This is a genomic window from Acinetobacter sp. FDAARGOS_724, assembly GCF_013364475.1.
Lineage (GTDB): Bacteria > Pseudomonadota > Gammaproteobacteria > Pseudomonadales > Moraxellaceae > Acinetobacter > Acinetobacter variabilis.
Genome location: NZ_CP054908.1, coordinates 2023717 through 2050191 on the forward strand (window position 1 = coordinate 2023717; position 26475 = coordinate 2050191).

General features: G+C 42.9%; 19 protein-coding genes and 1 pseudogene. 7 read left to right on the forward strand and 13 right to left on the reverse strand.

Features of this window, described 5'->3' with window-relative positions; all coding sequences use genetic code 11:
* Window positions 1-98: 98 nt before the first annotated feature.
* From FOC32_RS10890 to FOC32_RS10915, 6 genes and pseudogenes are all read left to right on the forward strand, one after another.
* Window positions 99-1594: pseudogene (locus FOC32_RS10890) on the forward strand (TolC family outer membrane protein).
* Complete coding sequence (locus tag FOC32_RS10895; protein ID WP_175967398.1) at window positions 1591-3732, forward strand: type I secretion system permease/ATPase; 2142 nt, start codon at window positions 1591-1593, stop codon at window positions 3730-3732. Before FOC32_RS10890 ends, FOC32_RS10895 begins: the two are co-directional and overlap by 4 nt.
* The gene (locus tag FOC32_RS10900; protein WP_175967400.1) at window positions 3729-4916 is read left to right on the forward strand and encodes an HlyD family efflux transporter periplasmic adaptor subunit; all 1188 of its coding nucleotides are present in this window, start codon (window positions 3729-3731) and stop codon (window positions 4914-4916) included. Before FOC32_RS10895 ends, FOC32_RS10900 begins: the two co-directional genes overlap by 4 nt.
* A gap of 114 nt (window positions 4917-5030) precedes the next feature.
* Window positions 5031-5630 (forward strand): IMPACT family protein, encoded by a 600-nt coding sequence (locus FOC32_RS10905; protein WP_175968207.1) that lies wholly within the window; start codon window positions 5031-5033, stop codon window positions 5628-5630.
* Window positions 5623-6240 (forward strand): acyltransferase, encoded by a 618-nt coding sequence (locus FOC32_RS10910; protein ID WP_175967402.1) that lies wholly within the window; start codon window positions 5623-5625, stop codon window positions 6238-6240. Before FOC32_RS10905 ends, FOC32_RS10910 begins: the two co-directional genes overlap by 8 nt.
* A 186-nt stretch (window positions 6241-6426) precedes the next feature.
* Window positions 6427-7269, forward strand: a complete 843-nt coding sequence (locus FOC32_RS10915; RefSeq protein WP_175967404.1) for a universal stress protein — start codon at window positions 6427-6429, stop codon at window positions 7267-7269.
* 170 nt (window positions 7270-7439) lie between these two features.
* Here the strand turns inward: FOC32_RS10915 and FOC32_RS10920 are convergent, their stop codons facing one another.
* From FOC32_RS10920 to FOC32_RS10980, 13 genes are all read right to left on the reverse strand, one after another.
* Entirely contained in the window at window positions 7440-8105 is a 666-nt protein-coding gene (locus FOC32_RS10920; RefSeq protein ID WP_175967406.1) for an O-methyltransferase, read from the reverse strand.
* Window positions 8106-8237: 132 nt separating this feature from the next.
* Window positions 8238-8951 carry a D-Ala-D-Ala carboxypeptidase family metallohydrolase gene (locus FOC32_RS10925; protein WP_175967408.1) on the reverse strand — a complete coding sequence of 238 codons (714 nt, stop codon included), beginning with the start codon at window positions 8949-8951 and terminating at the stop codon, window positions 8238-8240.
* Between the two features lie 140 nt (window positions 8952-9091).
* Entirely contained in the window at window positions 9092-9415 is a 324-nt protein-coding gene (fdxA, locus tag FOC32_RS10930; RefSeq protein ID WP_004786212.1) for a ferredoxin FdxA, read from the reverse strand.
* A gap of 204 nt (window positions 9416-9619) precedes the next feature.
* Window positions 9620-12244, reverse strand: coding sequence for a DNA mismatch repair protein MutS (mutS, locus tag FOC32_RS10935; RefSeq protein WP_175967410.1), 2625 nt, complete (start codon window positions 12242-12244; stop codon window positions 9620-9622).
* Window positions 12245-12532: 288 nt separating this feature from the next.
* Window positions 12533-14539: an esterase/lipase family protein gene (locus tag FOC32_RS10940; RefSeq protein WP_175967412.1), complete on the reverse strand. Its 2007-nt coding sequence runs from the start codon at window positions 14537-14539 to the stop codon at window positions 12533-12535.
* Between the two features lie 124 nt (window positions 14540-14663).
* Entirely contained in the window at window positions 14664-15614 is a 951-nt protein-coding gene (locus FOC32_RS10945) for an ABUW_2363 family tetratricopeptide repeat lipoprotein (RefSeq protein ID WP_175967414.1), read from the reverse strand.
* Between the two features lie 123 nt (window positions 15615-15737).
* A complete protein-coding gene (gene cysE, locus FOC32_RS10950; RefSeq protein WP_175967416.1) occupies window positions 15738-16547 on the reverse strand; it encodes a serine O-acetyltransferase in 810 nt (269 codons plus the stop codon).
* Window positions 16547-17395, reverse strand: coding sequence for an RNA methyltransferase (locus FOC32_RS10955; RefSeq protein ID WP_034703830.1), 849 nt, complete (start codon window positions 17393-17395; stop codon window positions 16547-16549). The genes cysE and FOC32_RS10955 overlap by 1 nt, the downstream gene beginning before the upstream one ends.
* 35 nt (window positions 17396-17430) lie before the next feature.
* A complete protein-coding gene (gene dnaE / locus FOC32_RS10960; protein ID WP_175967418.1) occupies window positions 17431-21003 on the reverse strand; it encodes a DNA polymerase III subunit alpha in 3573 nt (1190 codons plus the stop codon).
* A 662-nt stretch (window positions 21004-21665) separates the two neighbouring features.
* Window positions 21666-22361 (reverse strand): methionine ABC transporter permease, encoded by a 696-nt coding sequence (locus FOC32_RS10965; protein WP_004786199.1) that lies wholly within the window; start codon window positions 22359-22361, stop codon window positions 21666-21668.
* On the reverse strand, window positions 22358-23383 hold the full coding sequence (locus FOC32_RS10970; RefSeq protein WP_034170305.1) for a methionine ABC transporter ATP-binding protein: 1026 nt from the start codon (window positions 23381-23383) through the stop codon (window positions 22358-22360). The genes FOC32_RS10965 and FOC32_RS10970 overlap by 4 nt, the downstream gene beginning before the upstream one ends.
* 72 nt (window positions 23384-23455) lie before the next feature.
* Window positions 23456-24331: a MetQ/NlpA family ABC transporter substrate-binding protein gene (locus FOC32_RS10975; protein WP_005235248.1), complete on the reverse strand. Its 876-nt coding sequence runs from the start codon at window positions 24329-24331 to the stop codon at window positions 23456-23458.
* A 588-nt stretch (window positions 24332-24919) separates the two neighbouring features.
* Entirely contained in the window at window positions 24920-25477 is a 558-nt protein-coding gene (locus tag FOC32_RS10980) for a GNAT family N-acetyltransferase (RefSeq protein ID WP_175967420.1), read from the reverse strand.
* A gap of 83 nt (window positions 25478-25560) precedes the next feature.
* Between FOC32_RS10980 and FOC32_RS10985 the strand changes: the two genes are divergently transcribed.
* Window positions 25561-26430, forward strand: coding sequence for an FRG domain-containing protein (locus tag FOC32_RS10985; RefSeq protein WP_175967422.1), 870 nt, complete (start codon window positions 25561-25563; stop codon window positions 26428-26430).
* The last annotated feature ends 45 nt before the right edge of the window (window positions 26431-26475 follow it).

Here is a 26475-nt window from a genome sequence, read left to right on the forward strand (position 1 = left end):
ATCTTTTTGTATGATTTGATATATTTTTAGGCTAAAACACGAAACATTCATTATTATGCAATTTAGGGTGCAGCACTTAAAAAAATGTTCAGGGGATAATAGATAAAAATAAGGGAATATGGATCACTCTTCTTTTACCTTTATCTGTGCCATTCGTACATGCAGAAAATTCACAGAATTATTTTAATAATATTAAAAGTGGATTAGGAAAACTGATTGCACCAGAGCCAACGCGATCTGCGCAAACGATTGATATTAGCTCACTCAGTCAGTACTCACTGGATACCTCAAAGGTGGCTGAACTGCAGCAGATTACTCGACCGCAGCAGGGACAATCTTCAATTCGGCCTATAAATGCTGATATTCCTGCAAAAATGAGTCTAATTGAGGCGGTTCATACAGCAGTTCAGCGTCGTCCGGAAATTGCCCAGAGTATTTCGTCTTTATCTGCATAGGCAGCCAATATTGATGTGGCCAAAGCAGCCTATTATCCGCAGTTATCTGGCGGTGTAGGTACTGGGGATTTGATCTCAGGTGAACGTGGATGTCAGGTAGTCTCTCTGAATGATACCCAGATGCTATATGACTTTGGCAAGATTAAAACCAATGTCAGTGTTGAAGAGGCGAGACTGGCAGAAGACCAGGCAAGAGTATTAGTGAGTCTGGATCAGGTTGCACTGGAAGTGATGCTATTATCCATGTCAAACGCTATCAGGAAATTACCAAGATTGCCGAACAGCAGATTCAGGGCATTGTACGAATTGCAGAAATTGCCAATTTACGTGCCCGCGCCGGAATTAGCACACAGGCTGATCCGGTTCAGGCGCAGGCTAATCTGGAAGCAGCGCAATCGAATCTGATCGTGCAACAGACCCAGTTAAGACAATATCAGCAACGTCTCAGAACTTTATTGGGATTTGATGTCTCTGCAATTCAATGGGAAATTCCAGATCGTATCGTAACCCAGGCTGATCTTTATCAGGATCCTGAATTTACCCGGATTCCAAGCATGATCTTGGCACATTCAGGAGTAGATGTAGCCCGATTGCAAAAAGATCAGGCACGTTTAAGCCGTTATCCGACTATTAATCTGAAAGGTAGCTTAAGTCAGGCGGTTAATGGTCGAAATCCGAATAATAATGAAGATGATGGCTTTTATAATTCAATCATGATTGAAGCCAGCAGTAATTTTTATCAGGGGGGAGCTGTTCGGTCTCAGGCACGTGCTGCCAGTTATGCCGAAGAAGCTGCACGCGCACAGGTCAATACGGTCTATCTGGATGTGCTGGATCAGGTGCGCTTGATCCGAGAACAGATTGAAAATAAACAAAAACAAATGGGAGTTTTATCCCAGCGTCGCGCAACCACGGTACGCACCAAAGAGCTATATCAAGAACAATATAAATTGGGCACCCGAACCGTAGTGGATTTGCTGAACGCAGAGCAAGCCATTCATAGTGCCGCGCAGGAAATTGAATCAGCGCGCTATGACATCTATTCAGCAATTGTGCAATACATTCAGGTGACAGGTCGTACACGGGATATTTACGCGCTTAACCGTATTTCTATTCAGGGGTTTGAAGTTCAGCCATGAGTACTACAATAATAAATTATCAACCTTGGCTTCAGGCAGTTTTAAATATTGCCCGGCATTACCGGATCGAACCTTCTGAGGAGCGGATTCGTCTGCAACTGGAGTGGAACCAGCATCATGACATTGATGAAATGCTCAAGATTGTTAGCCGTCAGATGGGATTAAATGTCCGTAAAAATAAATTCGATAGCAGTCTGCTGAATCCCTGGCGTTTGCCCTTATTGGTTGAATTTGATAGTGGAGATGTCGGTGTTATTGAACGTATCGACACACAAGGCAATGTCAGTGTACAACTGAGTGGAGATGCCGGTTTATCACAAAGTTTTACGATTGAGCAGTTAGAAACGGGTGCGAAGCATGTTTATATCCTGCGACCAGAGTCTTCTGTGCCAGATGCGCGTGTCGACGAATATATCAAGCCCTTTGAAAAAAACTGGTTCTGGTCAATTGTTTTGAAAGACTGGAAACGCTATATCGATGTGATGTTTGCCTCTTTAATCGCCAATATTCTGGCTTTGGCAACGATTGTCTTCTCGATGAACGTTTATGACCGTGTCATTCCTTCACAATCGATTCCCACTTTATGGGTGTTGGCCGGTGGTGTACTGATTGCAGCTATTTTCGAATTTATATTACGGGTATCCCGTATTTATCTTTCAGACATTATTGGTAAACGGGCTGACCTGAAAATTTCTGACCGGGTTTTTGGTCATTCATTACGGATTAAAAACAGTGAACGTTCCAAATCAACAGGAACCTTTATTTCACAAATTCGCGAGCTGGAAGGCGTCCGCGAACTGGTGACTTCAACCACAGTTACAGCCATTGCTGATCTGCCATTCTTTTTCCTATTCTTGGGGATCTTCTGGGTGATCGGTGGCAATCTGTTCTGGGTCATGTTACTCGTTGTGCCCTTAATGATTCTTCCGGGAATTCTGGCACAGAAAAAACTGGCACAGCTGGCCCAGTTGGGGATGCGCGAATCTGCCATCCGCAATGTCTTGCTGGTAGAAGCCGTACAAGGAATTGAAGACATCAAGCTATTAAGAGCTGAAACACGTTTCCAGAATCAGTGGAATCATATGAATGAAGTGTCAGCCGATGTCAGCATGCAGCAACGTAAAATTGTCGGCTTGATGACCGCCTGGACCCAAAAAATTCAGGGACTAACCTTTGCGATTGTAGTTTTAGTCGGGGCTTTTGCGGTGATGGAGGGTGACATGACCACGGGCGCACTGGTGGCCTGTTCAATTCTTTCTTCACGCATGTTAGCACCAATTTCACAAATTACGGGCGTGCTGGGGCGTTTGCAGCAGGCCAAAGTGGCCAAGGCTGGTCTGGATGAACTCATGAAGAAACCGGTGGACCAGCCAGATTATTCGCACCTGATTCATCGTCCGGCACTGGATGGGCATTATGACCTGAGTGGTGTGGTGTTCAAATATGGTGATGATGATCCCAAACCGAGTTTGATGATTCCTAGGCTGGAAATCAAGCCCGGGGAGAAAATTGCGATTCTGGGCCGTAATGGTGCAGGAAAATCGACCTTATTGCAGCTCTTGTCTGGGATGCAGACACCGCTACAGGGCAAGGTCAAGCTGGATGGGATTGATCTAACCCTGATTGACCCGTCAGATGTGCGGCGTGATATGGGCTTGCTGAATCAGAACTCACAGTTATTTTATGGTTCAATTCGTGAAAACCTGACTTTGGGTGCACCCTTGGCCACCGATCAGCAAATTCTGGAAGCCTTACAGATTACCGGCGCACTGGGATTTGTACAGGAGAAAAAAGAAGGGCTGGATCATATCATTTTGGAAGGCGGTGTCGGCTTTTCTGGTGGACAGCGTCAAGCCTTGTTATTGGCGCGGCTATTGATCCGTCAGCCAAAAATTTTACTGCTGGATGAACCGACTGCTGCTATTGATGATGTGTCAGAAAAGCAGTTGATTGATCATCTCAAAGGGTATTTAACCCATCGTACGATGATCGTTGCGACTCATCGCCGTGCGGTATTGGAACTGGTGGATCGTATTCTGGTGGTCAATGATGGCAAGATTGTCATGGATGGGCCACGGGATCAGATCCTGAACCAGTCGCAAGGCGGTAATAATCGGGTTGTGGGAGCAAGTGCATGAGTGAACTACAGCAACTAAAACGTTCCAGCAAGGTCAGCTTTCAGGAACCGCCCTTACCCAAATCAAGTGTCATCATCTGGATTATCGGCATTGGCCTACTGGTATTACTGACCTGGGCCTGGTTATTCAAATTGGAAGAAGTATCTACCGGTACTGGAAAAATAATTCCATCATCCAAAGAGCAGGTGATTCAGTCTCTGGATGGCGGTATTCTGACCACACTCAACGTCAAAGAAGGTGAGATTGTCGAGCGTGGGCAAGTATTGGCCCAGCTTGATCCGACCCGCTTTGAATCCAACGTCGGTGAATCAGAATCCTTACTGGTTTCGTCACGTGCCACTTCAGCCCGTTTACGTGCGGAAGTCACCGGCGCACCGTTGGTCTTTCCTGAAGAAGTGTTGAAATATCCAAAACTGGTTAAAGAAGAAACGGCCCTGTATCAGTCGCGTCGTGCCAATTTACAAGAATCCGTTGCAGGCCTGGAACAGGCTTTGTTACTGGTGCAGCAAGAACTGGAAATGACCGCACCATTGGTCGCCAAAGGGGCAGCCAGTGAAGTTGAAGTGTTACGTCTAAAACGTGAAGCCAATGACCTGCGTAATCAGATGAATGATATCCGGAATCAATATTATGTCCAAGCGCGGGAAGAGCTGTCCAAAGCCAATACCGATGTGGAAACTCAGCAACAGGTGGTACGTGGCAAGTCGGATACTTTGAGCCGGACTGTTTTTAAATCACCGGTTCGTGGTGTGGTCAAAGAGATTGATGTGATGACGCTGGGCGGTGTGATTCCACAAAATGGCAAGTTGATGACCATCGTGCCACTGGATGAAAAATTACTAGTTGAAGCACGAATCTCGCCGCGTGATATTGCCTTTATTCGCCCTGATCAGGAAGCATTGGTTAAAATTACAGCTTATGATTATTCGATCTATGGTGGCCTAAAAGGTAAAGTGACCGTGATTTCACCAGATACCTTGCGGGATGAAGTCAAACAGGATCAGTTCTACTATCGTGTGTATATCCGTACCGATAGTGACAAATTGAGAAATGCCGCCGGGCAGGAGTTTAATATCACACCAGGGATGGTGGCCTCTGTAGACATTCGTACCGGTGCAAAAACGGTAATGGACTATCTGATCAAGCCATTCAACAAGGCTAAAGAAGCATTGCGTGAACTTTAAATTTAAAAGTAATTAATAAAATTAAATTGAATCAAGCCTCTCGTGTAGAGAGGCTTTTTCTTTGCCCCATCAAAACAGGTATACTGCACAGGTGAAATTTGAATGCCTGAAGTTATGCCATTTACCATTGCTAGCCTTGTCAGTTTTGAGGAAGACATCAAAAAAAGCCGATTTCAGGCCTTTGCCACACCTATAGAAAATGAGCAGGATGTGAAGGATTTTCTGGAGGCCTACCGTGATCCGACCACCACTCATCAATGCTGGGCCTGGAAAATCGGTCATCATGTACGCTTTAATGATGATGGTGAGCCATCGGGTACAGCAGGTCGGCCGATCCTTGCGACTATTGAGGGCAATGAGCTAACCAATGTACTGGTACTGGTGAATCGCTGGTATGGCGGTATTAAACTAGGGACTGGCGGACTGGTACGTGCTTATGGGGGCTGCGCTGGACAATGTTTGCTATTAGCTGAAAAAATTGAACTGATTGAAAAGAAAAAATTCGAATTTGCCTGCCAGTTTAATGAATGGGCCATTTTTCAGTATGAGCTGAATCAGCAGGAGATTGATTATCAGGAAGAATATACGGCTGAAGGCGTACAGGTTCAGGCACAATTCCAGAAACATCAGATTGAAACTTTTGCCTTAAAAATTCAGGATATCACTCGCGGTCGTGAACAGTTAAAAATCATAGAAGAAGCCACAGATGACTGAACCAGATCCATTACTGAAATATCGCGAGCAGCATAAACACCGTCTGAATTATATGCCTTGGCTATATTGGTCTTTAAAACCGAAGAATCGTGGTTGGGCTGAAGCTTGGCAGAAAGAATATCAGGCCTATCTGATGGAGATGGAAACGGTCGAAATTGGCGAAAACTGTTTTATTTCGCCGTTGGCACATATCTTTGCTGAGCCGGGTCGTAAAATTAGTATCGGAGATAATACCTTTATTGCGGCAGATTGTACGCTACATGGCCCTTTGGAGATCGGTAACGAAGTCGCCATCAATCATCACTGTATTCTGGATGGCGGTCGGGTAGGGATTACACTGCATGATCAGGTACGCATCGCAGCTTATTGTCATCTTTATGCTTTTGATCATGGGATGGAACTGGAGCAGCCAATTTATCAGCAGCCGGTCAGGTCTAAAGGAATTGAGATTGGTCGGGATGTTTGGCTAGGTGCCCACGTCGGCATAAAAGATGGGGTGAAAATTGCCGATCAGGCAATTATAGGTATGAATAGCATGGTCACGAAGGATATTGAAGCGCGTGCAATTGTTGCCGGAAATCCGGCAAAATTGATTCGATATCGGGATTAAAATAGTAAAAAAGGTGCTTGGAAAAAGGATTTATATCAAGCGCTTAATATTAGGTAAAGGTCTTATCACATCACATAAAAGTTAACATATTTCAATTCAAGCCTTACAGATTTCAGTGCACATTTACTAATGCTTGTGCTAATTTAAAAATAACTAAGAAATTTTATTATAAAAGAGAGGCTGAACATGAAACGTGTCATTGCCTGCATAGACTCCTCACCATGCACGAACGCGCTTGCAGATGCGGCTGCATGGATTGCCAAACAGACCGGCCGTGAACTGGTTTTATTACAGGTTCTGGATTATTACCCGGCCAGTTATCATCTTGGGGAAATTAGCGGTGTGATTGGCTTTGAAAGCAATGCCATGTTGCTTAAAGAGCTGGCTGAGCTGGAACAGAAGCAAAGTGAAATCGCACTCAGCTATAGTAATAATCTGCTCCAGCACATTTCGAACCGTATCTTTAAAGATTATGGCATCCGCACCACGCATATTCAGGAAAAGGGCGATTTTCTGGAACAAAGCTTTCAGATTCTAAAACCTGATGATATTGCAGTCATTGGATTACTCGGTGAACGTTCTGCCGAGAAAAACAAGCCAATCGGCACCAATGTAGAAAACTTTATCCGTGGTGCTAACTGTACAGTGATGACTGTAGGGGAACACTTCAGACCACCGACACGTTTTATCTTTGCTTATGAATATTCACCAACCTGTATGAAGATGATGAAACGTATTGCAGAAAGTGATTTATTAAGACAATTACAATGTCATCTGCTTTATATCGGGGATCATGTGGAAATCCTGAATGAGCCTCTGCAATATTTGACAGAAGCAGGACTAGAGGTCGTTCCAGAATACCGCTATGGAGAAGTGGCTGAAAATATCCTGTCTTATCAGCAGGAACATGGGATTCAGTTAATTGTCTTGGGGGCATTCAGTCACAGCAAGATCCACCAGTTCTTCTTGGGCAGTATTGCGACAACGATTTTCCGCAATTCTAAAGTGCCATTATTGGTAGCAAAGTAAAAAGAGGATAACAAAAGCGGCAGAGATGTATTTTTTGATAAATTGTTACAGCTTGAATTAAAAATAACCAGAGTTATCCTCATATATTGTGGATAACTCTGTGGTTACATTCTGTAAGATGATGTTATTTATCAGGAATACTTTACTGGCTGATTTTTGTTCTAGTCGTTTTATTTAACAATTGCGAGTGCAAAACCATCATGGCCTTTGCTACCGACGGTCTGTAAAGCAGTACAAGACAAGATACGTGGATGATTTTCCAGCGCTTTAAACATGTCACGAATGCCTTCAATACTTGGTTTTTTATTGTCCGGATTGATGATATCACCGGCACGAATCACATTGTCCAAGAAAATGATGGTACCGGAGTGAGAAAGGTTTAAGCTTAGCTCCAGATATTCTGGATAGCTTTGCTTATCAGCATCAATAAAAATAAAGTCAAAGGCTTCAGTATCTTCAGGCAGGGCACGAAGCACATCTGCAGCCCGGCCACATTTCAGCTCAATTTTCTGTTTTAACTGTGCACGATCAATATTTTCCTGTCCCATGGCAGCATGCGTGTCACGGCCTTCAATGGTCAGAATATAACCGTCTTCAGGTAGGGCACGAGCCAGCCACATGGTGCTATATGCAGCAAAGGTTCCCAGTTCCAGTACACGTTTGCACTTATTCATTTGGATCAGCATTTGCAGCAGCATTCCCTGATTTGACGCAACAGCCAGATGATCTGGAAAACCATGTGCAGCAGTATTTTCAAGAGTCTGATTCAGGATAGGATCTTCAGGAATTAAATGTGAATCAATGTAGCGGTCAATATCTGTCCACATTTGTTGCATAGTACTCGCACCTTTATTGTGATGCGTGCATTTTAAACTTTTCCGGGCACAGCGCAATTTATTGTTCTATATTCGCTGGTTTTTTAGGCTATACAAAGCCAAAAGTTGGCTTTGTATAGGAAATGGAATGACTTAGTAATTACACATTGATGAGCGACGGCTTAAATCCGGACCCCAAGTGCGATAACCTTGAGTATCAATATGGATTTGGCCCGACGTATATAAACCGAGTCCCATATTCAGGCTTTGTCCATGCTGTAACCAGAATTGGCACAGTTTGAACTTGGTATTTTCAATTGCTGCATAATCCTGAGCCTGTGGGTACTCAGGTCCGATCCGGAAATCAATCGCCGAGTTAAACAGGTGGCGTGATGAATTGGCTCCACCGGCACACTGGTTCAAAGGCAGGTCACGATAAACCGAAGTGACTTCAAAATCAGTCAGTACATTGGCTGCAACCAGATATTTAAAGACACGTAAGGTCGGCACCTGATTTGACCAGAGCTCACGGCTTGGAATCATGTATTGCGATCGACCACATTTGGCCCAATCCCGTGCAGTACGCATCAGCTCAAAGCTTGGAATAATATTCCCGACTCCTTGCTGGGCCAAAAAGTTTTCATATTCACGTACAAGAGACAGGTTATTCAGTGCCGATACCCAGTGAGTATAGACATAAGGAACCGGTTTGGGCTGTGGTTTATGATTGTACTGAACTCGTTCTTCTGGGATGTAAATCCTTTTATCTGGAGTTACCTTACCAGACTGTTTTGTGGTGGTAGCACATCCTACAAAGACAAGCGGGATTATACAAACACTCAATAACCCCTTTATTAAATGCTTCATTGATAGCAATTCAGATATTTTAAAATAGCGCTATTTTAGTCCACTTTTACGGAGAAAATCAGGATAAATTGCAATGAAATGTGTGGATGGGGTATAAAAAAAGACCAGTCTATGCTGGTCTTTTTTTAAGATTTGAAAAGTTATTTTTCAAGATATTGTAATTTATCAGTTTTACCATTCCACTCTTCACGGTCAGCAGGTTGCTCACCAATTTGAGTGATGTTCGGCCATTTTTGAGACAGTTCAGCATTTAGCTCGATAAAAACTTCTTGGCCTTCCGGTAACTCATCTTCAGAGAAAATTGCATTCGCAGGACATTCAGGCTCACATAACGCGCAGTCGATACACTCGTCCGGGTTAATCACAAGGAAGTTAGGACCTTCATAGAAACAGTCTACGGGGCAAACTTCAACACAGTCTTGATATTTACATTTAATACAATTTTCAGTGACAACGAAGGTCATGGCGACAGCTACCTAAAAAATATGGTTCTAATGACGAATACCGTATTTTAGGCAAAAATAGAGTGAACAAACAATTCCTTTTATTGATATTTGTTATATATAGGGCTGTTAAATTTGAAAAAACTGCGATGATTTGAGGAAAGGCTCAGGGAATGAGAATCATCATCAGCTAAGCCCTATGCAGGATAGGGCTTAGGAGAGATTTTAACTTGGCTGTTTCATAAGATCTTTAAGAGCATAAAGTTGCTGTAATGCTTCACGTGGACTCAAATTGTCGACATCAATGTCTTCTAATAATTTAAGCGCTGCTGAAGGCTTTTCAATCTCGATGACTTTTTCGATGATTTCAGGCATCGCAAACAGATCATGCTGCGGACTCTGTGGTTTAGCCTGATGCTGCTTTTCCAGAATCTTCAAGCGATGCTGAGCTTCTTTAATTACAGCCGCAGGAATACCTGCCAGTTTAGCCACCTGTAAACCATGACTCTGGCTAGCTGGACCATGTTGGACTTTATGCAGCAGAATCAGGTTGCCATTTAGTTCTTTGGCTGTGACATGGTAGTTATCAATACCTGATTCTTTATCCAGTTCGGTCAGCTCAAAATAATGTGTTGCGAACAGACATAGACATTGAATCCGTTTAGTTAGATCCAGCACACAAGCCCAAGCGAGTGATAGTCCGTCATAGGTACTGGTTCCACGACCCACTTCATCCATCAGAACCAGAGATTGACTGGTAGCATGATGCAGAATTTGCGAAGTTTCCGTCATTTCCACCATAAAGGTTGATTTGCCAGTCGACAAATCATCTGCAGAGCCAATCCGGGTAAAGATCCGGTCAATTGGACCCAGTGTTGTCGATTGCGCTGGCACATAACTACCGCAATAAGCCAGCAGGGCAATTAGGGCAGTCTGGCGCATAAAGGTGGATTTACCACCCATATTTGGACCGGTAATAATGGCCATACGGTGCTGATAATCCAGCTGGGTATCATTCGGAGTAAATGCAGCCTTGCTTAAAGCTTCCACCACTGGATGACGGCCGGCAACGATTTTCACACCAATTTCAGGGCTGAATTTTGGTCGTGCCCAATTGCGTAAACGTGCCTGATGCGCAAAGTTTGCCAACAGATCGATCTGGGCAATCGCACTGCTCATCATCTGTAGATTACCAATATCCTGACGCAGTTCATCCAGCAACATTTCGAACAGCATTTTTTCACGAGCAAGCGCACGGGATTCGCTAGACAGCACTTTATCTTCAAAAGCTTTTAGTTCAGGCGTGATATAACGCTCGGCATTTTTCAGTGTCTGACGACGGATATAATGTTCAGGTGCCTGTTCAGCTTGTGCACGTGTAAGTTCGATATAATAACCACTGATACGGTTATAGCCGATTTTCAGGGTAGGAATGCCGCTTTGCTCCCGTTCCTTAATTTCCAGATCAATCAGGAACTGTCCAGCATGATCACGGATTTTACGCAGCTCATCCAGCTCGGTATCGAAACCTTCTGCAATGACATTGCCATCACGTAGCAGTACCGGTGGATTTTCAACGATAGCGGACATCAGGCGCTGATGCAGACCATGAAAATCGCCCAGTTCTTGATTCAGCTGCTGTAATAATTTCGAATTCTGCTGACTTAACAGTGGTTGTAATGCATGGCGTAAAAATGGAATCTGTGCACAGGCCTGACGTAATTGAACCAGATCGCGTGGACGCGCACTGCCTAAAGCGATACGGCTGAGTACACGTTCAATATCACTGATTTCTTTTAAGACCAGACGGACTGGCGATTCATGGAAACCTTCAAGCAATACCTGTGTGGCATCCAGTCGCTCATCCAGAATCGCAGTATCACGAAGCGGTTGCATCAGGGTGCGGCTAAGCAGACGGCCACCCATAGCGGTCTGACAGTCATTGATCAGCTGGAACAATGAAGTGCCATGCTCAAATAAAGGCTCAATTAGCTCAAGATTACGACGGGTGACTGGATCCAGTGCAATAAAGTCTGAACTTTGTTCCAGTTGAATGGTTCGGATATGCGGTAAAGCTGTTTTTTGAGTTTCTTTGGCATAGTGAATTAATGCAGCCGCAGCAGCTTTGGCCAAAGGCAGATGATCAATTCCGAAACCTGAAAGTGTGCTCACTGCAAACTGGTCGCATAATGTCTTCTGAGCATTGTTCTGGTTGAAGTCAACATTCGGGCGTTTGCTGATCGGAACATCTAGCTGTTGTTTTAAGTGTTCTACCAGTGCCTGATCTTGCAGATTTTCATCAATCACAATTTCGCTAGGCATCAGGCGTGCCAACTCAATGGCTAACTGACTTAAGTCATAATCGATTTGCTGGACTTTAAATAAACCGGCACTCAGGTCAAGAAGTGCAATTCCGATTTGTTGCTGGTGAACACACAGAGCAACCAGGTTGGAGGTTTGATGAGCACCTAATAAGGCATCATCGGTTAAGGTTCCAGGAGTAATGATTCGGACGACACCACGTTCAACTGGGCCTTTACCAGTCACTTCACCGATCTGCTCGCAGATCACCACCGTTTCGCCTTTTTTCACCAGACGAGCCAGATAGCCTTCAGCAGCATGGAAAGGTACACCGGCCATCGGAATTGGCTGGCCATTGGCTTTACCGCGATGGGTCAGGGTAATGCCTAAAATTTTGGCGGCCTTATGGGCATCTTCAAAGAACAGTTCATAGAAATCACCCATCCGATAAAACATCAATGAGTGTGGATGCTGCATTTTGACCGACATGTATTGCTGCATCATGGGCGTTAAGCTAGAGAGATCAGCCACAAGTTCTGAACTGGTCATTAAGAAAAAATCCTTTAAATATATAAAGCAAAACCTGAATCTTTTTCCGAAACACTATCCTCGGAAAACCTGGAAAATAGCCTAAGCTAAAATCCTGTAAAGACCGGTTTGAATGTCAAAAATAATTGCCTCAAGTCTAACAAATTTAATTTTTAGAAAGAAATATAAATCCGCAGGAATCTGTATTTAGACGGACTTAGTCGATATAAAGCATAAAAGGGTATTGATACATGGGTTGCCCATAAAAAAGCCACCGATTGGCAGCTTTTTTATGTCTTTCATCAAGATTTAATCAGGGGCATACAACCCCAGATCAACCAGATGTAATCTGAGAAGACGACGGAGTTCCAGTACAGCCTCAGGCGTTTCCTGAACAGAATGTCCACCTTTGATAATTTTATTGGAAGCCGCTCCTTCAAGATATGCACTCTGATAAGCAACGACATCATCAGTCATGATGTTTTCATCATCGCTATCTGTATTGTTGCCAATAATCGAGTGAAATTTGAATCCCGGTGCAGGATTGATATCTTTGGTCAGTGCCGTGAATTTTGATTTCTTACTAAGATCACTCGGCCCATTTTGAATCAGGTCACGACCAACTTCATGCAGAAAATCACTTAAGCCAATTTCACCTTGGACAGTGTCAGCAAATGCACCCAAAAAGGCACTCGGAACACGAATAATTTTACGTGCCAGTTTGGTATGCCAGCGATCTGCATAATCGGTGCCTTTATGCGGTGCTGCCAGGAAAATAGCGCGACTAAAATTCGGAACAGGCTGCATTTTTAAACGCGCTTTAAAGAGTGGATTATCCCGGAATTTGGTCAGCTTTGAATTTTTTACAATATTAAAAGCGGGCTCGGTAATATCTGCATCACTTACCAATAGACGAGCAATGACACCGCCCATACTGTGTCCGACGAGGACAGCTTCTTTTTTGGCTGGTGCATTATTGCTAATACGCGCGAAACCTTGTTGAAGCAGCGCATTAATCTGGAAACGGCTTTCCAGAATAGGCATGTTGGTTGAGTAGAAGACCTGCCACACCTGGAAATTTTCTCTTAAGACCGGATCATCCATAATATCATTCGTTAAACGAATCCAGGCTTCCGGGCTGCTGGCCAAACCATGAATCAGCACCAAAACCTTTTTATTTGGATTATAAGGTTCCAGCATAAACAGATGCGGCATGACCAGATTATCGTCACGATTGATCAGTGTTAGATAAGCTGCGCGTCCCAGATTGTTTTCTGCCAGCCATAGCCCATAAGGCGCTGAAAAGTTTGCCGCTAAAGCATATTCCTTATTAGCAACTTCAATCTTGTCATATTTATACGGGTCATAAAGTTTTAAATGGAAGTTGCTGTTATTTAGGATCTGTTCTACAGAGTTCGCTGATTCTGGAATGGCAGTAATTGTGGTTGCCAGATAACGTGCTGAATGAATAAAAGGATTTACGCCATTTTGATATTGGTAATGTAGTGGATCAACCAGATATTTTTTATCTTTTTTGGAAATTTTTTCTTCCGGCAAAACCACCAGAAACTCAGAGCCGAAACCGTCACGACGGGTAATCGAGCGCAGACCAGAGAAGTTCATATTATAGGTCGACATTAACTGTTCAATCGACTGATTCTTGAGCTGGGGGAAATTGTCCAGATTAATGGTATAGACACTGTTGCCAACCTGTAGACGTTGTCCGGCTTCTTTGGTTTTATAACGTTCCGCGTAGATCTGGATTAAATGAGCAATCGCCAGGTTATAAAAGTCACGAATCTGAACTTGTCGGTTGTCGAAAATCCGGTCTTGTGGCGCACGTTCGGTCTGGAACAGATAGGCATAACTGTAGCGGATACTTTTATCCAGCATTTGTAACTGCTGTTCCTGACATTTTTGCAGGTTCTGGGTTTGCAGTTGCTGTTTTTCTTCAGATCGGGTTTTAGCCAGAGCACTGGTTTTACATTCAGCCGATTTACCCAGCTGTAGTGATTTAGCTAGATATAATTCACTTGATGTTGAAAGTAATTGCTCATCCAGAATCTGTGGAATTTCTTGTAGCTCTTTCACACATTCTTCTGGATTATTTTCACAGACTTGTGCTTCACGTCCGGTCATGGACAGGACATTCAGACTGGCTTCACTCAACTTATCGCGTGTAAGAATGCTATCGCGTTCATTATTGATGGTGACATTAATAGCCTGCTCTTTAACACTCACCACCTGACAGCCACTCAATACAGCTGTCATGAGTACAGTGCAAAGTAATGCTATCTTATTTATTTTCTCGTGCATAAAGACTTTGAACACTCATTTAAAATTATAAAGCTTGATAATGCTTTGTATTTTACTAATTTTTTCCCATAAAAATAGACCGCCGGAGCGGTCTATTTGTAATATTATGAATCTGAAATATAGCTTATCGTGCTGGTGTAGGCGCCGAGGTTGTTGGTGCAGGAGCGGCTGTTTGCATGACTTGCCATACGTTCCAGCGACCCTGTTTTTCAATTTCCTGAATCAGACGATCAGCGACTTCAGCTTCTTGAGGATATTTAATTTTGTAATTATTCAGAACCTGAACAGCATTCTTTTTATTCTCCATGGCAATGTAGTTATTTGCCGCAGATAAATAAGCTTCCTGAACACCCGCCTGCATTGCCTTGTCCAAATACTGAATCGCTTCACGATGACCGCCACCTTCAGACAGACCAAAGCCAAACCAGAAGTTTGCTTCAGCATCATCCTGGTTGATACGAAGAATGCGCTGTGCATAGGTCATTGACTTGGTGGTATAGATAGAACCTAAATCAAGATTACGTGCCATCACGCTGGCCTTAAATGCACGCATTAATACATCAAATGAAGCATTTGGACGTGAAGCTAAAGTATCCAGTTGTTGAGAAACTTCGCGAAGCTTTGCTTCAAAACCACGGCGTTCCTGACGGTCGCTAAAACGAGGTGGATAATGACGCGCTTTACCTTCTACCATCTGCAAGAAATCATCGATTTCGGTAATGTCGATTTCATTTTCATTGGCAAGTGCTGCATAACGCATACTGCGTGTATTGCTATCCACCATCGGGATAATCAGCTTGTTTACATCTAGGGTTAACTGTTTAGACGGATCTTTAGGATCAGTCACCACCATTTTTGTCACTGGCTGCGCAGCGGCCTTTTGCAAATGAACTTCAAATGGAGGTGGTTCGTTATAGTTAAACGGGTTTAAAGCATAAAATGGCGGAGTAATTTCAGGTTCAACAAAAACTACCTGATCAGCTGGTTTCTGTTCTTGTTTGCTTGATGTCGGTGCCATAGAGCACGCCGTCATGGTAAAAGCTAAGCAAGAAATTGCTAAGGGCTTCAAGGTCATAATATCCGTCCATTTATGTTATTTTTTAAAACATCTATTCAAAAAAATGCATGATCGTCAGTCTATGAAAAGTGCTGCGATCATGCAAGCAAATGCGTGTTACAAAAGAATTACGATTTACAGTCAGGCCTTGGACTGACTGGTTTGTGCTTCGCACTCACGGCGCGCATCTTCCAGAATTTTAAGTTCTTCTTTGCTAAATGGCTGTTCATTTAACTGGTTTTTCTTGAAAGTCGGGTCAAGCAAAGACAGGCGGTTGCACAGCGTATTCATGCGTTTTTCATTTTGTTGAATACGGTCAAGTAGAACACGCATGCCTTCAATAATCGGATCAGACTGGTCTTGTGTGGTTGCATATGGCTGGAAGCCAATACTTTCGGCATAATCACGACGACGTGCTTCAGCATCATCTTTTGGCTGATCTTTGGTGATAAAGCGCGCTGGGTTGCCAACCGCTGTGGTATTCGGCGGAACTGCTTTGGTAACCACAGCATTGGAACCGACCTTGGCATTTTTACCTACCGTGAATGGACCCAGGATTTTGGCACCTGCACCAACAACAACGCCATCTTCCAGAGTCGGGTGACGTTTGCCTTTATTCCAGGTTGTACCACCTAAAGTCACACCATGATACAGGGTGACATCATCGCCAATTTCCGCAGTTTCACCAATCACAACGCCCATGCCGTGATCAATGAAAAAACGTTTACCAATCTTGGCGCCCGGATGAATTTCGATACCTGTTGTAAAACGGCTAAAAGAGGACAAAACACGCGCTGTACCTTTACAGTCTTTTTTCCATAGCTCATGTGCCATGCGATGCATAATTAGTGCATGGATGCCAGGGTAGGTGGTTAAGACTTCTAAGGTATTGCGTGCTGCAGGATCGCGCGCAAAGACAGCTTGGATATCTTCTTTGAGCTGTTTTAGCATTAGTTTTGATCCTCATCCTGTTGTGATGTATGGGAAGATTTTTTCCAGGTGCCGTTATTCAGTGCCTGAACACGAGTGAAAATACCACGAAGTAAGTGATATTCCATACGATCTAATTGTATACGTCCGAAAAGGCGACGCAAGCGTAAAGGAAGTAATCGTGGGTTTTTTGGGTCCATAAATTCAATTTCTGCCAGCATTTTTTCCAGATGCGGGTAGAACTGTTCCATCTGTTCATGGGTCACCAGCGGTTCATCCCACTCCATTTCAATGCCATCAATGACTTGCATGGTGGCTTTTGGATCACGTGGGTGTTCAACCTGATCCAGTGCAGCCATACGTAACTCATAGCAGATCACCTGAATGGCTTGAGCGACATTCAATACGCCGTAATCCGTATTCACAGGAATAGTTAAGTGATAATTCGCCATCGCCAGTTCTTCATTGGTCAGACCACGGTCTTCACGGCCAAACAGAATCGCAATTTCCTGTTTTTCTTGCACCACAGCAGAAAGTGCTTTTTCTGCCGCTGGACGGACATCTAGTAAAGGCCATGGAATAGTGCGACTACGCGCACTGGTACCAAAGACGATCTGGCAATCTTTAATGGCTTCTTCTAGCGTTTCTACGATTTCAATCTGTTCGATCAGATCGGTTGCACCTGCAGCCAGCGCATCAATATCTGGATGCGGGTAGGTTTTTGGTGCAACCAAGACCAGTTTGCACAGGCCCATGGTTTTCATGGCACGTAAGGCACTACCAATATTGGCAGGCAGGGTGGTATTAACCATGACAATACGCACATGGGAGAGATGTGCTGAAACAGCAGCATTGTCAATTTGACTCATGATGATTCCAGTTTGGATATATTAAAATGGGAGATTTATGAATACTGCAGCTGAGATTCAGCTTCATATTGTGCCAAGGCATCGTCCATGCTCATGTCAGCAGGCGGAGGCGGAACCTCAACTGGCTTAGCTTCTTCATAAGATACAGCACGTGCAGCTTTAGACTTCACCTGATACTCGATATAGAGCGCGGTCTTGCCAAAATAGTCACGCAGCTTGGCGAGAAGATCATCCAGTGGTGCAACTTTCCAGCTTAAGCCCAGATGCAGTTCAGCTGTGGCATAGCCATAATCCAGATACAGAATCACTGGAATATGCGTGCTCATATCCACATTGGTATATGGCATCAGAATTTGCTGCAAGTCACGGCTGAGGGTTTTGCTGTAATGTTCAGCTTGCAAGGTAATCTTGATGCTGTTAGCACGTTTCTGACGGATTTCATTCAGGCTAAAGGCTTTGGTCAAACGACCGAGTGGGCGATCAAAACCTTCACGCTCGTAAATTTCACCTTCAATCACCACGACTTTATCAACCTGAACGATGTCTTTAAAGCGCTGGAAGCGTTCATGGTTGGTGGAGATTTCGATACGTGCCGTACCATCATCTAATGTCACCATCATCCGGTTCGGGAAGTTAGCGACATCGACTACCAGACCAGCAAACACAGTCGTTACACCACGGCGGGTCGGGGTTAATTCATTGATCTGACAAGGTACGAATGCTTTTAGCTCATTACGATATACATCAATTGGGTGACCCGTTAGATATAGGCCGAGTGTATCTTTTTCACCTTTGAGACGGACTTCATCAGACCAAGGTTTCACCGGTTTGGCCGGTTTACGCTGAACTTCTTCAACTTCACCAAATAGATCCATGATCCCGGTTTCACGGTTCTGACGGGCCTGATCTGCAGCCTGTACTGCTTCAGGAAGCTGTGCCATTAAATCAGCGCGTTCAATGCCCAAGCAATCCAGTGCACCAGCACGGATCAAGGCTTCGAGCGTACGTTTATTGATTTTTTTCAGGTCGATACGGTGACAGAAGTCAAACAGGTCTTTATAAGGACCTTCTTTCTGACGTGATTCAATCACTGACTGCATTGCCGCTTCACCCACGCCTTTAATCGCACCTAAACCATACACAATAGTTTTTGGATCACTGGCATGGAACTGGTAAATCGACATATTCACCGATGGTGGTAATACTTCCAGTCCGTTATGACGGCAATCATCAATCAGGAACACCACGTTATCAGTGTTCTGCATTTCCGAGGTCATCACCGCTGACATGAATTCAGCAGGATAATGCGCTTTCAACCAAGCTGTTTGATAGGCGACAAGTGCATAGGCTGCAGCATGCGATTTGTTAAAGCCATAGCCTGCGAATTTTTCCATATAGTCGAAGATATGGTTCGCCGTTGCTTCATCGATATCTTTTTTCGCAGCACCTTCAATGAAGATCTTACGCTGCTTGATCATTTCTTCAGGTTTTTTCTTACCCATCGCACGACGAAGTAAGTCCGCACCACCCAAGCTATAGCCGGCACAGAACTGTGCCGACTGCATTACCTGTTCTTGGTAGACCATGATCCCGTAAGTCGGCTCTAATACCTTTTCCAGTAATGGATGCAGGTATTCAAACTCGCCACCATGCATACGATGGATAAAGTCAGGAATCAGATCCATTGGACCCGGACGATATAACGATACGAAGGCGATAATTTCTTCGAACTTGCTTGGACGCGCCTCCTTGAGCATCTTCTTCATGCCGACGGATTCAAACTGGAATACCGCGGTGGTATTCGCCGTCGCGAAGATGTTATAGGCTGGCTTGTCATCCAGCGGAATATAGGAAATATTCACCGGTTCGGTCACGTCTGGGCGTGCATTGATGTGCTTGATGGCATCTTCAATAACGGTCAGGTTACGTAGACCTAAGAAGTCGAATTTCACTAGACCGGCAGCTTCGACATCGTCCTTATCGAACTGGGCAACGCGTGCAGTACCATCAGCATCACACATCACGGCCGAATAGTCGGTCAGCTTGGTAGGGGCAATGACTACACCACCGGCATGTTTACCGGTATTACGAGTAATGCCTTCCAGTTTCAATGCCATTTCCCAGATTTCCGAAGCATCGTCATAATCTGGATTCGATGGATTGGTGACGATATCTTTCAGTTGAGGTTCAGCTTCCAATGATTCTTCCAGGCTTAAACCCAAAGGCTTGGTGGGAATCAGTTTGGAAATACGATCAGCCAGACCATAAGATTTACCGAGGACACGGGCTACATCTCGAATCGCACCTTTCGCTGCCATGGTACCGAAAGTCGCAATTTGCGATACCGCATCACGACCATAAGTCTGTGCCACATAGTCAATTACGCGGTCACGACCAGCGATACAGAAATCGACGTCAAAGTCGGGCATCGAAACACGTTCCGGGTTCAAGAAACGTTCGAACAGCAGGTCATAGCGCAGAGGATCAAGATCGGTAATTTTCAAACTATAGGCTACGAGGGAACCCGCACCTGAACCACGGCCCGGACCTACCGGTACGCCATTTCCTTTGGACCATTGAATGAAGTCCATGACGATCAAGAAGTACCCTGGGAAGCCCATATCCAGAATAATCTTGATCTCAAAGGCCAGACGTTCATCATAAGGCTGACGGATTATAGGCCAATCTTCTTCACGTTTTTCTGGTGGGTACAGGAAGTTCAGGCGTTCTTCTAAACCTTCTTCACATAAATGTGCGAAGTAGGTGTCAATAGTATGGCCTTCAGGAATTGGATAATCTGGTAGATCGTTGAAACCTAAACGTAGGGTGACATTACAACGTTTTGCGATATGGAAGGTGTTTTCAATCGCGGTTGGAATATCGCTAAACAGTTCCGCCATTTCTATTGAGCTTTTAAAATATTGCTCAGGGCTATAGGTTTTAGGACGGCGATTATCACCAAGCACATAACCATCTGCGATACAGACACGCGCTTCATGTGCTTCAAAGTCTTCGCGTGCAATAAAATGCACATCATTATGTGCAACTACACCAATATTATATTTCTTTGCGAGCTTTACCGCTTCTTCAATGAAAGTATCTTCATTAGCACGGCCAGTGCGGGTGAGGGCGAGATAAACACGATTTCCAAATTTCTCTACCCATTCTTGCAGTAGCGGTTCAGCTTTATCGGGATTTGAAGTAATCAGCATTTTGCCGACATCGGACTGCATACCGAGCAATACGATCATGTCATCGTGCTGATTCAAGATCCAATCTTTTTGTACGCAAGGAATATCCAGTTGCTGGCCGCTGATATAACCTTCAGACACCAGTTCGGTCAGGTTGCGCCAGCCTTTGTTGGTCATGGAAAGCAGGGTAACCCGATGCTCAGCATCATTCAGACGAATTTCAGAGCCAAGAATCGGTTTGATGCCTTTATCCAAACATTTTTTATAGAATTTAACAGCAGCATGTAGATTGGATAAATCAGTCAGCGCGAGTGCTGGCATCTCGTCATTCGCAGCAGCTTTGACCAAGTCAGGTATACGTACGATGGATTCAGTAATCGAAAATTCTGTATGAATACCAAGATGAACAAAGTGCATAAATGAGTCCCTGCAAAAACCACTCGATAGTTTAGCACGGGATTTATTGTTTCAGTTTGAAATTGAGGGGAAATGGTGAACTTTTAGATCTTAATTTAAAGTGGGCTTTGGAGTGATTATTCTACTTAAACAAGGATAATTTCCCGGAAATTAAATCTATAGCCCAGCGACATGGATGTCGCTAGTTGATCTGTGGCAAAAGGAAGTGCCATCAGATCAACAAAGGGGTTTTGTCTTGCGAAGCTATGCTTCTCATGCCCCGTCAAAAGTAAGAGGAAACTTTTAAAGGTAAGGTTGGTTATCCTAAGATCAAAAGCAAAATAATATTTAGTAATAATTTTAATAGACAGCTCATAAATTCAGAAGAATTGAAATTTCAAAAATAAATGATTTCTATAATTCATAAGCGAGTACACTAAATCTCTTACTTTACTTTTGAAAGATGAGCAGCACTGCTGTGCAAGGTAACAAAAATCTTCTGTTAGCTTGTTGATATGTCCTGAGTAAGCTTTAAGCACTGCTTTAAAGTGAACGTAAGATAAGCCAACGGGCGACATCCATGTCGCCAACCTCGATAGTTAATAGATTTATTATGGTGTTATAGATTTTTATACAAGAATAAAACCTTCAAAAAGAGGGCTTTATTTACTTAGGAATTTAGCTTAACGAAGTCGAGATAACCAGTCACCGACACTTTGTACAATCTGCACCAGAATCAACAAGACAATTACAGTCATGATCACGACAGAGGTATCAAAACGCTGATAACCATAAGAGATCGCTAAGTCACCAATACCACCAGCACCAACTGCTCCAGCCATCGCTGTTGCACCAATCAGACTGATGGTTGCAGTAGTGAGGTTAAGAATGAGTGAGCTACGCGCTTCCGGCAGAATAAACTTAAAGATAATCTGCATTGGTGTTGCACCCATCGCCTGAGCAGATTCGATAATGCCTTCATTCACTTCCAGCAGAGAGGTTTCTACCAGACGGCCGATATAAGGACCGACATAAATAGTTAGAGGTACAATCGCTGCCCAAGTACCAATTGATGTTCCGACCAAAAACTTGGTTAGTGGAATCACCGCAATTAGCAAAATAATAAATGGCAGGGAACGCAGTGCATTCACAATCGGGTTTAGAGCATGGTAAATCACACGGTTTGGCAGAATCCCGTTTGGACGAGTGACGAGTAAAATGATCGCCTGAATGAAGCCCCAGATACAGCCAAACAACATCGCAAAGAACACCATATGGAAGGTTTCTTGCAGTGCTGTAACAAACTGATCCATCGATAGCGAGCTTTTCCAGAATGGCGCAGTAATAGTGGTCAACCACTGTACAATTAAGTCTCTCATTCTTGTACTCCTGCCTGATCTACTTGTACGCCGTTATCTCTCAGATATTGCATCGCTGCTGTGATTTGCGCTGGATCGCCTAAGAGCTGAATAAACATCTGGCCAATCACTGACCCATTAATTTCTGTCATATTGGCAAACAGGATATTCAAGCTGATATCAAACTGTTTGATCACACCCTGAATCACGGTTTCCTGCGCTGAGCTGCCCAGGAATTTTAAACAATAAATACTGTGATGATTCTGATTTTCCAGATTCGCCAGAATATTTACTGGCAAGTTCTGCTGGAGTACAGTTTGAATGAAGTTTTTCGTCGTTGGATGCTGCGGCTGACTAAAGATCTGCAGGGTAGAACCGGTCTCAATCACATCACCTTTTTCCATGACTGCAACATAATCACACACAGTTTCGATCACATCCATTTCATGGGTGACCATGACAATGGTAATGCCTTGTTCCTGATTAATACGTTTCAGAAGTTGCAGTACAGACTTGGTGGTTTGCGGATCAAGAGCAGAAGTCGCTTCGTCACAGAGCAAAATTTTTGGATGATTCGCTAGGGCACGAGCGATACCAACACGCTGTTTCTGACCACCAGACAGTTCATCCGGGAAAGCATGACGCTTATGTTTTAAATCAATAAAATCCAGCAGTTCTTCGAGACGTTTTTCCCGTTCAGCTTTACTCCAGCCAAGCAATTTCATTGGCATTTCGATATTGGCAGCCACTGTTTTAGTCTGCATTAAGTTAAAATGCTGGAAAATCATGCCGATCTGGGTACGTTCCTGACGCAATGATTTGGCATCCAAAGCAGTAAAGTCCGTGCCATTGATAATCACCTGACCAGAAGTAGGGCGTTCAAGCAGATTAATTAGGCGGATCAGGGTACTTTTACCGGCACCACTATAGCCAATAATGCCAAAGATACTGCCGGTTGGAATCTGTAAATTAATCCGATTCAAGGCACGTAAGGTTTGACCCTTGAGCTCATACTGTTTGGAGATGTCTTTAAATTCAATCATAGTGTCAAATACTGCATCACGAATAAAAAAACAGGCAAGAAATCTTGCCTGTTCTGAATATTGATTATTGTATTACTTTTCTTCGGTTAAATAAGTCACTGGTTTATTTACAGCAACTTTAGTACCACCGAAGTGTTCATCAACATAGGCTTTCACAGCAGGAGTATGATACAACTGGCCAACTTTTTGAAGTACAGGATCATTTTGACGGTCAGCAGCGACAGCTAAAATGTTAACATTCATTTTAGTACTTTGATCAATCGCTTCGTAATAGATCGCATCTTTCAATACGTTCAGACCACCTTCCATTGCCAAAGTATTACCTAGAACAATCGCATCTACTTCATCTTTCACACGGACTGCAGTCGCCATTTGAATTGGCTTGATGACAATCTGTTTCGCATTTTCAGTGATGTCAGCAGGCGTACCTTTTACCAGGTCAAAGTTTGGTTTAAGTTTTACCAGACCCGCAGATTGTAAAAGTAACAATGCACGTGATTCATTCGCGCCATCGTTAGGAATAGCAATTGTCGCACCTTGCTTAAACTCTTCAACTTTTTTCACTTTGCTTGAGTAAATCCCCATTGGCTCAAGATAAGTCGTAGAAAGTGGAGCGATCTTTTGAGTATTGGCGTCGTTATAAGCCACCATATAGGCATAAGATTGGAATGCGTTAACATCAATTTCTTTGTTGGCAACCGCAGTGTTCATCGCAACATAATCAGTGAAGTTTTTCACATCAAGTTTGATGCCGGCTTGTTTAGTTTCAGGCAAAGTTGAAATGTAGCGCCATACGTCAGCATCTGAACCAGTGGATGCCATAGTAACTGTTTGAAGTTCACCTGAGTCTTTGTTTTGTGCTGCGTCCGTTGCAGGCGCTTCTTGTTTTCCGCATGCAGTTAGTGTTAATACAGATGCACTGAGTAAAACGCCAAGTAGCTTTTTCATAAAGATGTCCTAATTCTCGTGTTGCCTAAAGTATATGCATTTTAAGGTCATGTTAAAGTGGAGTTTTATTACACTTTCATCTGACCCTAGATCGATGTCGCATGTGGCTCCGGCAGGGAAAATGCAAATGTACTGCAACAGTTCACGTTAATTCGATCGGGTCAGAGTTCACCAAACCACTATATCGGTTTTCTATTTGGAGAGAGTAAATAGAGATTTTATAAAAGATATAGTCAAATTTGGTACTCTGAATGGGCGCAATCATAGCAATTATTATTTATTCGATATAGTGAATAAAAAGTGGTTGCTTATCTGATTAAATGAATAGTAGTTTTGAAAAAATATTAGTAATTACAATATATTATTTTTACTTTAATTGATTTTAATATTATATTTGATTAAATAGTGAGCTTTATAATATTTTTGCTGATATTAAGCATAAAAATGCATATAGATAAACATAAAAAAATATCTGATTCTTGGGAAATTAAGAAAATTCTATCTTAACGAGATAAATCTTTCCTTCATGTTCAATAGGCGATGCAGGATCTGATCTTGGTTTTCTTAGTTCATGACTGCAAGAATGTTTTAACAGAAGGGAATATGCATATAATCCGAACGCTGTTTTTCATAGAGTACGTGTCTACACAAGGTATGATCGGCAGGGACAAGCGGATGATCAAATTCTCCTACCTTTTCTAAGCCAATGCTTTGCATGACACGTTCTGATGGCGTATTCATACATGCTGTAAATGAAATGACTTTGTCTAATCTTAGATTTCTAAAGGCATATTTAAGAACTGCTTTTGCGCCTTCGGTCGCATAGCCTTGATGCCAATATTGAGGTAATAATCGCCAACCAATTTCAGGGGCATCGGCTAGTTCAAACTCAGGCGGATGAACGTGTAAACCTATAAAGCCAATAAATTCGCCAGTCGCTTTGAGTTCTACAGCAAATAAGCCCCAACCACGTTTTTCAATGTCTGAGCGGATACGTTCTAGAAAGGCTGTTGCTTCTGTTGCGTCGAGCTTTTTAGGAAAATATCGCATAACTTCGTCATTTGCACACATTTGGATAAATGGGGCAGTGTCGGAGTCTTGCCATTGGCGAAAGATTAGGCGAGGGGTTTTAATTTTAATATTCATAGAAAATTTAATTCTAAAAAGTAGATAGCTCGTCTATATTATAAAATTACACGATTAAAAATATTTTTTTTATTGAGATTTATATGCCAAAACAGCAATTAGGGATTGCAGAAATTTTAAAAAAATTAAATGAATATGATTTGATATCAAATGACCATGCAATCTTTTTTAGGGGGCATTCAAATAAGAGCTATAAGCTTGAACCGTATATTTACCGTAATGACATCATAAAAAATGAGCATATTATTTTTAAAGAACTGTTGCTTAGATGCCCACAGGATTTTGAACATTGCAAGACTACATTTGAATTTCTAGTCAAAATGCAACATTACTCATTGCCTACGAGATTATTAGATATAACAACAAACCCATTAATTGCTTTATATTTTGCATGTCAATCTAAGTCAAAAAATGATGCTGAGCTTATCATTTTTAAAGTACCAAAATCATCGATCAAATATTACGATAGTGACACAGTGAGTATTTTATCTAATCTAAGTCGCATCCCATGTAATTTTCAGATACCTAAAAGTATAGATACCAGTTTATTTTTTCTTGACGATGGCTTTGATGAAATGTGTGAGGAATTTAATACTCAGCAATCAATTAAAAAATTAGTCTATGAAATACAAAGCGAAAAACCTCATTTCGAGCCACGTATAGAACCAGATGTTCTTTCTAGTGTTTTATGTGTTAAGCCTAGAATGGATAATCAACGTGTGATTAGACAAGATAGTGCATTTTTCTTATTTGGTATTGATAATTTTAAGAAAGATAAACCAGCAAAATTAAGTGATAGTCTAATTTTGACAAAAGATAAAAAAATTATTATTCCTCATAGTGATAAAGCAAGAATTATTGGACAGCTTGAAATTTTAGGTATTACTGAAGCTACAATTTTTCCTGAAATTGAAAAAGTAGCTACATATATTAAGCGTATATACAGCAAATAATAAAAACCCCGCATTCAGCGGGGTTTTTATTTAATCTAAATATAG